This window comes from Flavobacterium suncheonense GH29-5 = DSM 17707 (genome assembly GCF_000430025.1).
Taxonomy (GTDB): domain Bacteria; phylum Bacteroidota; class Bacteroidia; order Flavobacteriales; family Flavobacteriaceae; genus Flavobacterium; species Flavobacterium suncheonense.
The window spans coordinates 1-14,309 of the sequence record NZ_AUCZ01000008.1 but is presented as its reverse complement, the minus strand read 5'-3'; the positions used below and the strand labels follow the sequence as shown (position 1 = coordinate 14,309).

Below are 14,309 nucleotides of genomic sequence, written 5' to 3'. Positions count from 1 at the left end.
GGGAACTTTTTAACAAATAACTTTACAATGGGAGCGACAGTTACTACAACAGCTACTAACGGAAAAACTTGGGACGGCGGAAATGAGCCGATGGGAGCAAGTTACGGCAAACTGATGATGTGGTTTTTCATCGTATCGGATGCCTTAACCTTCTCAGGGTTTATTGCTGCTTACGGTTTTTCAAGATTTAAATTTATTGAAACATGGCCAATTGCCGATGAAGTATTTACACACTTTCCTTTCTTGCATGGTGTGGATGCGCCAATGTACTATGTGGCATTTATGACCTTTGTCTTAATCTTTTCGTCGGTAACAATGGTATTGGCGGTAGATGCAGGGCATAAATTGCAGAAGCAAAAAGTGGCTATTTATATGGCTTTAACAATTGTTGGAGGTATGATTTTCGTTGGCTCTCAGGCGTGGGAGTGGAAAAACTTCATCCAGGGTTCTCACGGCGCAATTGAAACCAAAGGAGGTTCGATTCTTCAGTTTGTAAACAGAGAAGGAGAACGTGTAACCTTGGCAGATTTTGCGAAACACTTACCGAAAGACAGAGCGCAATTGGAAAGAAAAGACGGGGTTTGGTTTATGAGCGAACCTACCTTGGCTACTTATTCTGTGGAAGAAGTGGTGGAAGGTTTTAAAGCTAATCCTGATATTTTGGTAAGAACAGAAGTGATTACTAAAGACAAAAAGAAAACAGTGCTTTCAAGAGAGCAATCATTAGAGCGATTAAAAGAAGCCAAATTGGTTGTGGAAGGTGCTAACATGTACCGCAACGAATACGGTCATAAAACGTTTGCAAATTTCTTCTTCTTTATTACCGGATTCCACGGATTCCACGTATTTTCCGGGATTATTATCAATATCATTATTTTCTTAAATGTTATTGCAGGAACATACGAGAAAAGGAGAAGCTATGAAATGGTTGAAAAAGTTGGATTGTACTGGCACTTCGTAGATTTAGTATGGGTGTTCGTATTCACATTCTTCTATTTAGTATAATTTACACAAAAGAATTTTATCATGGGACATTCGCACGAATCTAATACAAAAAGAATTTGGGGAGTATTTGCTTTCTTGTCTTTGGTTACAATTGTTGAAGTAGCTTTAGGTATAGTTAAGCCTCATTCTTTATACATGACAAATCTTTTGTCAATGAGTTTGTTAAACTGGATATTCATTATCTTAACAGTGGTTAAAGCATACTACATTACGTGGGCTTTCATGCACATGGAAGGAGAAAAAAGCAACTTGAGATGGTCAGTCGTTGGGCCGCTGGTGTTCTTAATCCTTTATTTAGTGTTTATTTTGCTTGTGGAAGCCGATTATGTATTCGAAGTATTCAGAACCTCACAATATAAATGGATATTTTAATAGCATATTAACGAATTAAAAGGTACGCATTGCGTACCTTTTTTTATTTTTGTATCCGAAACAAGAATTACAATGAAGAAGTATATTGTCCTGACGGTTCTTTTTGCGTTGCCTATTTGCGCATACCTTTTTTTTGCCTCCGGTGTAAACAGTTTTGTAAAATTGCCCACTGTAACCCCAAATGTGCCAGAACTGCCCAAATGGAAGACTTTGCATGGAGAAAACGTTCAGCTTCGGGAGAAAATCACCATATTGGGTTTTCCGGGAACGGAATTCGTGAAAGAAAAGGGAAACCAGTTTAACCTTCAGCAGAAAATTTACGATAAGAACAAAAGCTTTCAGGATTTTCAGGTTGTTATGGTTCTTCCGGTAGGACTGGAAAACGATGCAAAAACCATCAAAGCAGAACTGGCCCGTATTTCCGACATGACTTCCTGGCATTACGTTTTCGCCAAGCCTGAAGAAATTCAGAGCTATTACGCACAGTTAAAACTGGTGGGTCAGTTAAATGCCAATGCTGCCACGGCGAATGTTTTCATCATAGACAAAGACCGAAACCTTCGGGGCAGAAAAGGGAAAAACAAAAAAGGAGAACAGGAATATAAAGAAGGCTACAATACTATTTCCGCGGCCGATTTGCACAACGAAATGTCCGATGATGTAAAAATTATCCTGGCCGAATACCGTTTGGCACTCAAAAGAAACAACAAGCGAAAAATCTAAAAAATGAAAAATAAATCCTATATAGGAATTTCCTTTATCGTGCTGTTATTCGGCATCTGGGCAGTTCCGAAAATCGTGGCCAAATTCCAGAAATCCGATTTGTATCTGGTAGGTCCGGTTCCGGCATTCGAGCTGACCGATCAAAACAATAAAAAGATTAGTGATAAAGACTACTTAGGGAAAGCGTATGTGGTGGAATTTTTCTTTTCCAGTTGCCCGACCATCTGCCCGCGCATGAATCAGAATATGTTGCAACTGCAGAAAGAATTTTACGGAAAGCCGGACTTCGGAATAGCGTCCATTACCATTGATCCGACAACGGATACTCCGGAACAGCTGAAAGCACATGCCGAACAGTTAGGGGCAAAGCATTACAACTGGCATTTCTTAACAGGCGATAAAGCGTATATTTTCAAACTGGCCCAAACCGGCTTCAACCTGTATGCCGGGGAAAATAAAAATGTGGCCGGCGGTTTTGAGCATTCCGGAATGTTTGCCCTAGTAGACAAAGAAGGGAATATCCGTTGTCGTCGCGATGAATTCGGCAACCCGATTTTGTACTACGATGGTTTGGAACAGCCGGGCATCGACATGTTAAAAGAAGACATTAAAAAATTATTGGAAGAATAAATGGATCAGTCAGCAGAAAAAAAATACAATAAATGGATAGTCGTTTTATCCGTAGCTATTCCTTTGGTGGTGGCCTTACTTTTCGGAGTCAATCTCAGAAAATTAGGCTATGATGTGCAGCCGCTGTCCTTTTTACCGCCGATTTATGCAACAATAAACGGAATCACGGCAATTCTTCTGATTGCAGCCGTTTGGGCTATTAAAAACGGCAAAAGAGCCTTACACGAGCGTTTGATTAAGATTGCAATTGCCTGTTCGGTAGCCTTTTTAGGAATGTACGTGGCCTATCACATGACCTCGGATTCCACGGTTTTCGGAGATGCAGACCACAACGGCGTTTTGGATGCCGAAGAAGCTTTAGTGGTAGGCAAGGCCCGATTGTTGTATCTGGTTATTTTGTTAACGCATATTGCTCTTTCAGTTGTGATTATTCCTTTTGTGCTGATTACGTATGTGAGAGCGATTTCCAACAATTTTGAACGTCATAAAAAGATTGCCAAGATAACGTTTCCGATGTGGCTGTACGTGGCCATTACCGGTGTTATAGTTTACATGATGATTTCTCCTTATTATGCGCACTAATAATAAAATAATGGCTACGGCGAAAGGGTTAAACTTAAAGCAGACAGGTTTCTTTTTTGTATTCCTTTTTGTTTTTGCCTTAGCGGATGTGCAGGCGCAATGTGCCATGTGTCGCGCTGCTCTTGAAAGTGAAGCCTCAGGCGTTAAGGCCGAAGCCGTAAATGACGGAATTGTCTACCTGATGGCTATTCCTTATATATTGGTAGCGGTAATTGGATATGCTGTCTATCGTTTGAAATACGGGAAGAGTAAAGAAGCGAAATAAAACAAAAAAGCAGTTTCAATGGGGAAATCGCTTTTTTGTTTTGTGTCGGATGCGGTTGTTTATTCCATACCATCAATCTTAATATTCATCTGACCGGAAGTTTTGATGAAGGCGATGATGGCTTTGTCGGTCAGTTCTACTTTGTCGAATTCAAAATCGTTTAATGAACCGTTTACAAAAACGCCTTTCATCGGCGAATAATTATTCAGATACGGCTGCATGTTTTTCTTTCCGTCTTCCAGATTTCCTTTGATGGAGTACCGGCAACTCTCCTGAATCTTGCGCAATATCATCCCGCTTAACAACCAGTTTGCCGTTTTGGTCAATACGCCTTTCGTGTTCAGTACATAATCCAGTTGGTCGAAATAAATTTCCTTAGTCACAGCATTATAGTTCGGAAATCCGGATAAATAAATCGTGCCGTTTACACTACCTATCATGTCTAATGCAATAATCATTTTGCCGTCTTTATGCCATACATCCACTTTCTGAACGGTTATCTTACGGCTTCCGGAAGCAAAGGTTTGGCCCTGAAAATTCTTGGTTAAAATCCGGGAAGCACTTTCGTAGGTAGAAACTGCTGCTACCGTTGCCTCAATTTTGTTGGGCATTTTGGTAACCGGTTTCAACTGGATATTTTCTTTTTTGAACGTGTTGAGCGGCTGTTGTCCCACAATGGTCTGCATGCTGCATTTCAGTCCCATGTCCATTGTGATTTTGCTTTTGGATAAGACGGCATCGGTTACATACAATTCGGTCGGAATGAGTTTGAACCAGGTTTCGTATTGTTCGCTGGTCAGGAAGGGAGTGCTTAGTTTCTCCAGCACATTTAAAACCTGCGGTTTGAAATCGGTGGATTTATTGATGGCTTCGTCTATCTTTTTGGCAATTTTCGTCTTGAAAATGCGCAAGGTAGGATTCACCAAATACGTAATCGGAATGTTTCGTCCTTTTACTTCGATGGAAGGGCTTTCGCTCCATTCAAAATCCTCAATTACAGAAGTGGTGGTGAGTTTCCAGTTCGATAACCGGGCCTCACTCAGTAATTTGATGGTACCGTTCAGGTTGATGTCTTTCATGTCGTTCATACCCAGAAATTCGGTGCCGTATTTTACCCGAATCCAGATTTTCATCGGCAAAACCGATTGTATTTTACCGTCTTTCTCTGCCAATTTCACGGGAGCCTGTTTCCAGATTTTCATTTCGGTATTGTCATCGGAAAGTATCGAATCGTTGTAAATCAGTCCGGTAAGGGTTTTGTTGAGCTGGTTTTCGATTTCTTTCAGCGGAACTTCCACCGGCATGGCGATAAATGAAGTGGTCGTTTTGTAGACGGTTGGCGTATTGTCGCTGGGTGTTGGTTTTAAGGCGTCAACTCTTTTGGAGGTAGAGCAACCAGTGAAAATTGTCAACAAAGCCGAAGCGGTAAGCAAGGATAAAATTGTTTTCATGAAAACTGTAATAAATCGCGTAAATGTAAAATTTTTATTCGTGCGATACTGTAACTTTTCCTGAAGAAATACGTCTTATTTATTTTTTACGGATAAGAGATTACTCTCAAAAATGATATCTTTGTAATGCTCTTTTCAAATTAAAGCCTATGAGAAGTTTAACCGCAGCAAAATGGCTGCTCACCGGATTGTTGCTCGTTGCATATCAATCCCAGGCACAATCCAAAAAATGGACTTTGGAAGAGTGCGTGGATTATGCCATTAAAAATAATATTTCCATCAAACAGTCCGAACTGGATTTAAAAACGGTAGCGGTTGAAAAGCTGGAAGCCATTGGCGGTTTTTTGCCAACACTCAATGCGAATGCGAACTACAGTATCAATACAGGAGCTAATATTAACCCGGCTACAAACCAGTTTGAGAACGAAACGTTTAAGTCGTTATCGGCAGGTGCCAATTCGAGTATTCCTCTTTTTAACGGATTGCAGAACTGGAGAGCTTTGCAAAGGGTTAAACTCAGTGAGATAGCCAACAATTATCGTTTGGATAAGATGAAAGACGATATTGCGTTGTCTGTAGCCAACGGTTACCTGCAGATTCTTTTCAATAAAGAGCAACTGAAAGTATTGCAGAATCAGAACACAATTTCCAAACAGAATATCGAAAGAACCAAACAGCTTATTGAAGCCGGATCGCTTCCTGCCGGAGACATTTACGAATTGCAGGCCACAGATGCCAGTCAGGAGCAACAGATCATCAATACGCAAAACGCGCTGTTGATCTCCAAAATCAGTTTGTGCCAATTGCTTCTGCTGGAAGAATACGCGAGTTTTGATATTGCAGATGAGGCTTACGATGTTCCGTTGTCTGCCATTTTGAATGAAAGTCAGGAAAACATAGTTGCAAAGGCAAAAGAAGCCGTAAAAGACGTTAAAATAGCCATGGCTAACCTGGATTTGGCCAAAAAAGATGTGTCCCTTGCAAGATCAAGTTATCTGCCTACACTATCGGCTTTTTTGGGGTATAATACCCGATGGTCTGAAAGTGTGGATATAAAATTTATCGATCAGTTGTACCTGTTTGACGGTACTGCTTTTGGACTGCAGTTGAATGTGCCTATTTTAAACGGGTTTGCCACACGTGGACGTGTACAGCGCAGCAAAATAAACAAAGAAAAAACAGAATTGCAGTTAAAGCAGGCAGAATTGGATCTGGAACGAAATGTGTATCAGGCATATAACGATGTTTCGAATGCGCAGAAGTCTTATGAGGCTGCTCAAAAAACATTGGAAGCCCGTAAACAGGCGTTTGATTTTTCCAAAGCGCGTTATGAAATCGGGCTGATGAATTCTTTCGATTATTCGCAGGCAACCGTTGCCCTTGAGAACGCCCAATCCGAAGTGCTGCGAACCAAATACGACTACATTTTCAGAACTAAAATATTGGAATTCTATTTCGGAATTCCGTTATATAAAAAACAATAAACCATGACAAAGAGAACTAAATATTTATTATTCGGTGCTGTTGGATTAATCGTTGTATTGGTGGTATTAGCCAAAACAGGAGTGTTGGGTAAAAAAGATGAAGGAAAAGAGGTGGAAACCGCTAAAATCGACGCCATCACCATAGTGGAAACCGTATCGGCCACCGGAAAAATCCAGCCGGAAGTGGAAGTGAAAATTTCTTCGGAAGTATCGGGAGAGATTATCGACTTGCCGGTAAAAGAAGGACAAACGGTAAAGAAAGGCGATTTGTTGGTAAGAATCAACCCCGATATTTATGTGTCCGGCGTAAACCGAACCGTTGCGTCTTTGTCTACCACTAAAGCGGGGTTAAGTCAGGCAGAAGCACAGCTAAAAGAAGCGAAAGCCAATTACGACCGCAACAAACGATTGTTTGAAAAGGGCGTAATCTCCAAATCGGAGTGGGACAAAGTGGTTTCGGCGTATGAAGTGGCTCAGGCAAACAAACAATCGGCGTATTATAACGTGCAGAGTGCTTCGGCTACGGTTACCGAAGCTAAGGATAATTTAGGACGCACCACCATTTACGCGCCGGCAGACGGAACCATCTCCAGACTGGATGTGGAATTGGGTGAACGCGTTTTGGGAACCCAGCAAATGGCCGGAACCGAGTTGCTTCGGGTGGCCAACCTGAACAACATGGAAGTGGAAGTCGATGTAAACGAAAACGACATCGTGAAAATCAATATCGGCGACGAAGCCAAAATCGAAGTGGACGCTTATCTGAAAAAAGAATTTAAAGGAGTGGTAACCAGTATTTCCAATTCCTCCACTGCGACTACCACAGCCGATCAGGTAACCAATTTCAAAGTAAAAGTGCGCATTCTGAAAGAATCGTATCAGGATTTGATGGAAGGGAAACCGGCCAATTTTTCACCGTTCCGTCCCGGAATGACCGCTACGGTGGATATCATTACCAACCGAAAAGAAAATGTTCTGGGGGTACCGATCAGCGCTGTAGTGATGAAATCGGATACGACTTCCGTAAAAAAAGACATTGTAGAAGAACTGGAGAAAAAACAGGAGGAAAAAATCAAAGGTTCCACCGATAAAAAATTCGAATGCGTTTTCGTAAAAGAAGGTGATAAGGCCAAAATCCGCGTGATCAAAACCGGAATTCAGGACGATACCAACATCGAAGTCGTAAGCGGACTTAAAAAAGGCGATGTGATTATCATCGGACCGTATACCACGGTTACCAAAGAGCTGAATCCGGGCGATAAGGTAACGCTGAAGAAAAAAGAATCCGACGACAAAACAAAAAAATAATAACCCGATATGAGGTTGTTGAAAATCCAAACGGTTCGTAACAGGCCGTTTGGATTTTTTTATTTGTTTTAAGGACCTTCCGCGATTTGGTTTTTGGGATTTCAAACCCGTATCTTTGCCAATAATTGTAAACCGATGGCGTATATTTTAAACTTAGAAACCGCAACCAAAAACTGTTCGGTAAGCCTTGCCGAAGACGGGAAAACTGTAGTCTGTCTGGAAGTGGCGGATGAAGGGTATTCGCATGCGGAAAAACTGCACGTTTTTATCGAACAGGCGCTTCAGCAGGCCGGACTCACTTTTCAGAACCTGGATGCCGTGGCCGTCAGTCAGGGGCCGGGTTCCTATACGGGTTTAAGGATTGGTGTTTCGGCGGCCAAAGGGTTAAGTTATGCGCTCAACATTCCGTTGTTAGCCACCGATACGTTGGAAGCGCTTTCCCGAAAAATAACCATTGAAAGCGGAATCGTCGTTCCCATGCTTGATGCCAGGAGAATGGAAGTTTTTACCGCTTTTTTTGATAAGGACTATACAAAAATCCGCGAAACAAAAGCCGAAATTATAGATGAAAACACGTATGCCGAAGTTGTCGGACCGCTTCATCTGGTTGGTGACGGAGCTTCAAAATGCAAAGAAGTGCTCGTTTCGGATAAGTTTGTGTATCACGACAAAGTGATTCATCCGTCGGCCAACGAAATGAGCGCGATGTCTTTTGAGAAATTTCAACAAAAGGATTTTGCGGATGTAGCGTATTTCGAGCCGTTCTATCTGAAGGATTTCGTGATGACCACCAAGCCTAAAGCTTAACCACGCCTTTACTTTCTTCTAAAATATCAGAACTTACTTTGGCGTAATCGGCGTTTTTAACCCAAACGCGGAGGCCGAAATTTACGGTGGTTTCGCCCAACTCGTGTACGAAAACTTCCGGAGCCGGAGATTTTAATACTTTCGGATGGTTTTTGACGATGGTTTCCAGTTGCGCTTTCGTCACTTTAATATCGGAATCGTAGCCTGTGCGGACAATCAGATCGCTGCGGCGCATGTTTTTTTCAGAATAATTCTTGATTTTGCTGTTCGACAACGCGCCATTCGGAATAAAAATAACCTGATTCTGAGCGGTTAGTATTTTGGTGGTGAAAATATGGATTTCCAGTACTTTGCCCGTTTCGCCCTGCGCTTCGATAGTGTCGCCTACTTTAAACGGTTTGAACATGATAATCAGCATACCGCCGGCAAAGTTGGACAGCGACCCTTGTAACGACATCCCCACAGCCAAACCGATGGCTCCTAGAATCGCCACGAATGAGGATGTTTCCACGCCTAAACGGGAAATTACGGTGACGAAAAGCAAAATGCGCACGCCCCAAATCAAAATATCCAGAGTAAACTGAATCAGTGTAGGTTCCAGTTCCCGTTTGATCATGATGCGCTCCACGACTTTTCGCAGAATTTTAATGGCCCAAATCCCGATAAACAGAATCAGCAAGGCCGAAACCACGCGCGGTGAGTAATCGATTAAGAAGTTAAAATAGCGATTGAACACGTTGCTTACATTGGTTACTTCCATGACGGTTATTGGATTTTTAATTCGGATACTGTTTGTTGCAAAGATTCGTTCGGCAACAAGCAGTTTTTGTGTTGGCAAATATAAAACAACTGTTTTGCTTCGTCAAATCGGTTGTGCAGAAAAGGAAGATTCGATGCTGTAGTCGTTCCGGCAAGGATTACATTCGGGAGGTATTCCGCATTTAAAGTTTTGATGTTTGCCAAAGCTTCTTTTCCGCAAACGGCCAGCTCTTTCTGATCGTCCGAAAGGTTTAACCAAAGGTTCAGCCAATTGGAAAACGCCGAAGCATAATCCATATACGGAATCACGTGATGTAACATCTGTACCGCGACTTTCTCGTAATAACTGTTGTGAAACAAAAGTCCCAACGTGTACAAATTGTTCGCCATTACCGAATTGGAGGCCGGAATCACATTGTCCTCTGTCTCGAAATGCTGTGCAATCAGTTGTGTGCTGTTCCGGGCGTTGAAAGCGAAAAACTGTTTGGCTTCGTCGTAAAAATGTTCCAAAGTGTAATCGGTGAGCTGTTTTGCCTGGTGCAGATAGGTTTCTACTAACGTAGCCTGATACAAACTGAGGAATGCTTCAATCACAAAGGCATAATCTTCCAGAAAACCGGGAATGGTACTTTTGCCGTTTTTATAGGAATGCCACAGCAAACCTTCCTCAGACCATTGCCGGGTTATTAAGAATTGCGCATTTTTTTCGGCAACAGCCAGATAGGATTCGTTACCTAGTGCTTTGTAAGCATCGGTATAACCTTTCAGCATCAGGGCGTTCCAGGACGTAAGCGATTTGTCGTCCAGTCTGGGTTTTGGCCGTTTTTTCCGTTCGTTATAAAGGAGTTGTTCCCAGTCTTTCTTTTTTTGGCGCAGCTCGGTTTCGGTCAGGCCGAATTGCGAAGCGATGGCTGCAGTCGTTTGGCTTTGAATCAACACGTAATGGTCATGTTCCCAATAACCGAAATCGTTGATGTTGAAGAGTTCGGCGAATATTTCAAAATCCTCTTTCAGTATCTGCTGTAGCTGTTCTTTTTTCCAGACGTAAAAAGCGCCTTCTTCCAAAGTGCCGGTTTCGTTGATACTGTCCGCGTCCAGCGCGGAATAAAAAGCGTGATCTTCCTGCAGCAGTTCCCGTTCGACGAAAGCCAGTGTCTTTTCAACCACCTCCTTGTACAACGGATTTTTGGTGCGTTTGTACGCTTCGGCATAAAGCGAAACCAGCTGACCGTTGTCGTACAGCATTTTTTCAAAGTGGGGAACATGCCAGCGCAGATCCACGGAATACCTTGAAAAGCCGCCGTCTACCGTGTCAAACAAACCCCCGTATGCCATCCGCGTAAGCGTTAAATCGACAAAATCGAGCAACTCTTTTGATTGCGTCTGATAACCGTAACGCTGTAAAAACAGATAGTTGTTCGGCATCATGAATTTCGGGGCACGTGCATAACCGCCAAAGTCCCAGTCGAAGCTTTTCGACCATTTTTCCACTAAAGGTTTAATACGATCTGTATGGCGGCTTTCGTCGGAAGTGTTTTTCTCCACAACGCCTAAGACGGTAATGCCTTGATGTAATTTTTCAGCATAGTCCAACATTTTCTCGGGGTTTTCCACATACAGGTTTTGAAGCTGTTGCAGAATGTCCGTCCATTGGTCTTTTTTGAAATACGTTCCGCCCCAAACAGGCCGGCCGTCGGGAAGGCACACTACATTTAAGGGCCAGCCGCCTTGCCTGGTCATCAGTTGTACGGCTTTCATGTAAATGGCATCGACATCGGGCCGTTCTTCGCGATCGACTTTTATCGAAACAAAACCGGAATTCATCACAGCGGCGACTTCTTCGTCTTCAAAACTTTCGTGCTCCATGACATGGCACCAGTGACAGGCGGAATAACCGATACTGACAATCAGCAGTTTGTTTTCGGTTCGGGCCAGTTGCAGAGAAGCATCGTTCCAGGCTTTCCAGTGAATGGGATTGTGGGCGTGCTGTAATAAATACGGGCTGGTTTCGTGTTGTAATTCGTTCATAAGTGTCAATAAAAAAAGCGCTCCAAAACAGAACGCTTAAAGATACGGCGATTTCCCGAAACTATTTGATTTCGAAGGTAAGTTTCAGGTTCACCCGGAATTCGGTTACTTTTCCGTCTTCGTTTACCACGGCGCTTTGGTCCTGCACGTAAACGGAACGGATGTGTTTTAAGGTTTTTGAAGCTTCAGCAACGCCTTTTCTGGTGGCCTCTTCCCAGCTCACATCAGAACTGGAGAGAATTTCGATAACTTTCATTACTCCCATGACTGTATTGATTTTTAAGGTTTAGCTTACTAATTTAATAGGTAATCTTTTAAAAACCAATTATTTGGGGCTGTTTTAGAGCAAGTGTGAAAAATTATCCGTTAACGGCTTCCACTTTAATTTCCGGATCGTGTAACATTTCTTTCAGCATGTTTTCGATGCCGTTTTTCAGGGTAAATGTAGACGAAGGACAACCGCTGCAGGCACCCTGTAAAATTACTTTCACGCGCTTTTCGGTTTCGTCGAACGACTGGAACATGATGTTACCGCCATCGGATTGTACCGCCGGTTTTACATATTCTTCCAATATGTTGACGATTTGCTGCGAAGTGGTATCCAGTTTGTCGAAATAGGCTTCCTGTTGTTTTTCGTGGCTGCTTGTTTTTACGATTTGCGACTCGTCGATAACCGTTTTGCCTTCTTCGATATACGTTTTGATAAACGAACGGATTTCCTGAGTGATTTCCATCCACTCGGCGATGTCGTATTTGGAAATGGAAACGTAATTCTCATCGATAAACACCTCTTTTACAAACGGAAATTTGAACAATTCCTTGGCTAACGGAGAAGAAGCGGTTTCGTCGATGTTTTTGCATTCCACCATCGTTTTGGTCAGCATTTTGCTCGCGACAAACTTCATCACCGACGGATTCGGAGTGGTTTCGCTGTATACGGTTACCGGAATTTTTTTGGTGGTGTTTTCGTCGATGTTGAGTACTTTACCGCCTTTGTCGATGAAGGTTTCGATTTCCTCAGCCACCAAATCTTTTACTTCGTGCCATTCGACAATGGAAAATTTTTCGATGGCGATGAAATTTCCTGAGATGTATACCGTTTTAACGAAAGGTAAATAAAACAGTTTTTTGGCCAACGGAGATTGCGCGGTTTCGTCGATGTTCTTAAATTCGAAATTCTGACTTTTGGTGATGAAATCCGGAAACTCAAACTTCACGATATTAGGGTTTTGAGTCTCTTTTATTGTTACTTTTAGCATGGATTTTGTGATTTTTTGCAAATTTAGCGAAGAATAATTCTCTATTAAGTATATTTGGCAATTTAAGTGAAAAATTAACATTGTTTTAATGTTTGTTTAAATATGGCAAAGAACACAACCAATATAACATATATGAAAAATAACTACTTATTGCATTTGCTGTTTTTGTTTTTCGGAATCAGCGGATTTTCACAGGCTGTAACCGTAAACGGAACCTATACAGCGCAACAATTGGTAAATGTTTTGATGGACACGCCATGCGTTACAACCAGTAATCACACCATTACGACCGGAACCAACTACGGTTCGGTAAACGGAGTGGGTTATTTTCAAAATACAAACCCGGGTTTTCCGATGGCTGCAGGTGTTGTTTTGTCGAGTGGTGCTTTAACTTCGGTTCCTGGTCCGGCAGGTCCAACGTCATCTGACGGAACGAGCGCCTGGTTGGGAGATGCTGAAATACAGGCTATTGTAAATGCGATTCCCCCCGGGAATTCGGATACCTCTAACAATGCAAGTAAGTTGGAATTTGATTTTATTCCGCTTACAAACTCAATGAGTTTCGACTTTTTATTTGCGTCTGAGGAATATGATGGCGGGTCTTTTGAATGTAACTATTCCGATGCTTTCGTTTTTATCTTAACAGATTTGGTAACCAATGTGAAGACTAATCTGGCAGTACTTCCCGGAACTTCTACGCCTATTTTGGTAACCAATGTGCACCCGGACAATGGGCAGTCCTGTGGAGGAGCTAATCCTGAATATTTCGCACAGTATAACGGAGCTGGTTCGGCTATCAAATTTGATGGTCAGCTAGTGGTGATGCAAGCTTCGTCTCCGGTTATACCCGGCAGACCATACCATATTAAATTAGCTGTTTCAGATTTACGGGACAATGCTTGGGATTCTGCTGTATTTATTGGGGCGGGATCGTTTAACGTTGGTCAGGCTAATTTAGGTGCTGATTTGACAATTGCCGATGGGACTATGGTTTGTTTCGGAAATACTCAAGTTTTGGATACGGGCTTAGATCCTACTCAGTATACTTTTGTTTGGTCACATGACGGAAATGTTTTAACGACAGAAACTGGTCCCTCAATTGTGGCTACAGTACCGGGATTATATTCGGTTACGGCATCCAATACTGGAACTAGCTGTTCTTTGACGGATGAAATTTTTATTGAGTTTAGTGAAGAAATAATTTTTTTGGAAGAACCAGTTGATATTGTGCAGTGTGATAATAATGGAGCGTTAGTTGATTTTGATTTCTCAGAATATAATGATGCTATTGACCAAAACTATTATAATGTAACTTATTATTTATCAGAACAAGACGCAATAGATGGGTTGAATCCAATAGGGACAACTTATTCAACATTAGCTCCATCAACAACGATTTGGATAAAGGTGCTAAATTATGATATTCCTGGTTGTCCAGTTTTTAGATCTTTTAATTTAATTATCAACGACTGCGGTTCCACTCCACAAACTCCGGCAGACATCACTTTGTGTGAGAATGCAGCGGGTTCAGGAGTAGCGATATTTGATTTTGCGGCATTGAATAATGATGTGACGAATAACCAACCGGGATATACGGTAACCTACCACCATACCCTGGCCGACGCCGATAACGATG

General features: G+C 42.2%; 15 protein-coding genes. 10 read left to right on the top strand and 5 right to left on the bottom strand.

Annotation, left to right across the window (positions count from 1 at the left end):
- The first annotated feature begins 27 nt into the window (after window positions 1-27).
- The 6 genes from G498_RS0105350 (at window position 28) to G498_RS0105325 (ending at window position 3,577) form a co-directional block, all read left to right on the top strand.
- Window positions 28-1,005, top strand: coding sequence for a cytochrome c oxidase subunit 3 (locus G498_RS0105350; RefSeq protein WP_026980221.1), 978 nt, complete (start codon window positions 28-30; stop codon window positions 1,003-1,005).
- Between the two features lie 21 nt (window positions 1,006-1,026).
- Window positions 1,027-1,377 carry a cytochrome C oxidase subunit IV family protein gene (locus tag G498_RS0105345; protein WP_026980220.1) on the top strand — a complete coding sequence of 117 codons (351 nt, stop codon included), beginning with the start codon at window positions 1,027-1,029 and terminating at the stop codon, window positions 1,375-1,377.
- 72 nt (window positions 1,378-1,449) lie between these two features.
- The gene (locus G498_RS0105340) at window positions 1,450-2,100 is read left to right on the top strand and encodes a hypothetical protein (protein ID WP_026980219.1); all 651 of its coding nucleotides are present in this window, start codon (window positions 1,450-1,452) and stop codon (window positions 2,098-2,100) included.
- A 3-nt stretch (window positions 2,101-2,103) separates the two neighbouring features.
- On the top strand, window positions 2,104-2,730 hold the full coding sequence (locus G498_RS0105335) for an SCO family protein (protein ID WP_026980218.1): 627 nt from the start codon (window positions 2,104-2,106) through the stop codon (window positions 2,728-2,730).
- On the top strand, window positions 2,731-3,312 hold the full coding sequence (locus G498_RS0105330) for a DUF420 domain-containing protein (RefSeq protein WP_026980217.1): 582 nt from the start codon (window positions 2,731-2,733) through the stop codon (window positions 3,310-3,312).
- A gap of 10 nt (window positions 3,313-3,322) precedes the next feature.
- Window positions 3,323-3,577, top strand: coding sequence for a hypothetical protein (locus tag G498_RS0105325; RefSeq protein ID WP_051269766.1), 255 nt, complete (start codon window positions 3,323-3,325; stop codon window positions 3,575-3,577).
- 59 nt (window positions 3,578-3,636) lie between these two features.
- Here the strand turns inward: G498_RS0105325 and G498_RS0105320 are convergent, their stop codons facing one another.
- Window positions 3,637-5,028 carry a DUF4403 family protein gene (locus G498_RS0105320; RefSeq protein ID WP_026980215.1) on the bottom strand — a complete coding sequence of 464 codons (1,392 nt, stop codon included), beginning with the start codon at window positions 5,026-5,028 and terminating at the stop codon, window positions 3,637-3,639.
- 149 nt (window positions 5,029-5,177) lie between these two features.
- Between G498_RS0105320 and G498_RS0105315 the strand changes: the two genes are divergently transcribed.
- From G498_RS0105315 to tsaB, 3 genes are all read left to right on the top strand, one after another.
- Entirely contained in the window at window positions 5,178-6,512 is a 1,335-nt protein-coding gene (locus G498_RS0105315) for a TolC family protein (RefSeq protein ID WP_026980214.1), read from the top strand.
- A 3-nt stretch (window positions 6,513-6,515) separates the two neighbouring features.
- The gene (locus G498_RS0105310; RefSeq protein ID WP_026980213.1) at window positions 6,516-7,820 is read left to right on the top strand and encodes an efflux RND transporter periplasmic adaptor subunit; all 1,305 of its coding nucleotides are present in this window, start codon (window positions 6,516-6,518) and stop codon (window positions 7,818-7,820) included.
- Window positions 7,821-7,955: 135 nt separating this feature from the next.
- Window positions 7,956-8,627, top strand: coding sequence for a tRNA (adenosine(37)-N6)-threonylcarbamoyltransferase complex dimerization subunit type 1 TsaB (tsaB, locus tag G498_RS0105305; protein ID WP_026980212.1), 672 nt, complete (start codon window positions 7,956-7,958; stop codon window positions 8,625-8,627).
- On the opposite strand, the gene G498_RS0105300 is transcribed toward tsaB, so the two are convergent.
- The 4 genes from G498_RS0105300 to G498_RS0105285 all read right to left on the bottom strand — a co-directional run bounded on the left by G498_RS0105300 (window position 8,617) and on the right by G498_RS0105285 (window position 12,673).
- Complete coding sequence (locus G498_RS0105300; protein WP_051269742.1) at window positions 8,617-9,387, bottom strand: mechanosensitive ion channel family protein; 771 nt, start codon at window positions 9,385-9,387, stop codon at window positions 8,617-8,619. The genes tsaB and G498_RS0105300 overlap by 11 nt on opposite strands.
- Window positions 9,388-9,392: 5 nt before the next feature.
- Window positions 9,393-11,414 carry a thioredoxin domain-containing protein gene (locus G498_RS0105295; RefSeq protein WP_035744222.1) on the bottom strand — a complete coding sequence of 674 codons (2,022 nt, stop codon included), beginning with the start codon at window positions 11,412-11,414 and terminating at the stop codon, window positions 9,393-9,395.
- A gap of 61 nt (window positions 11,415-11,475) precedes the next feature.
- Entirely contained in the window at window positions 11,476-11,679 is a 204-nt protein-coding gene (locus G498_RS0105290) for a dodecin family protein (protein ID WP_026980209.1), read from the bottom strand.
- Window positions 11,680-11,773: 94 nt separating this feature from the next.
- A complete protein-coding gene (locus G498_RS0105285; protein WP_026980208.1) occupies window positions 11,774-12,673 on the bottom strand; it encodes a NifU family protein in 900 nt (299 codons plus the stop codon).
- 132 nt (window positions 12,674-12,805) lie between these two features.
- Here G498_RS0105285 and G498_RS0105280 point away from each other — a divergent pair.
- Window positions 12,806-14,309: choice-of-anchor L domain-containing protein (locus tag G498_RS0105280; RefSeq protein WP_211227763.1), on the top strand; the 1,504-nt coding region annotated here is incomplete at its 3' end.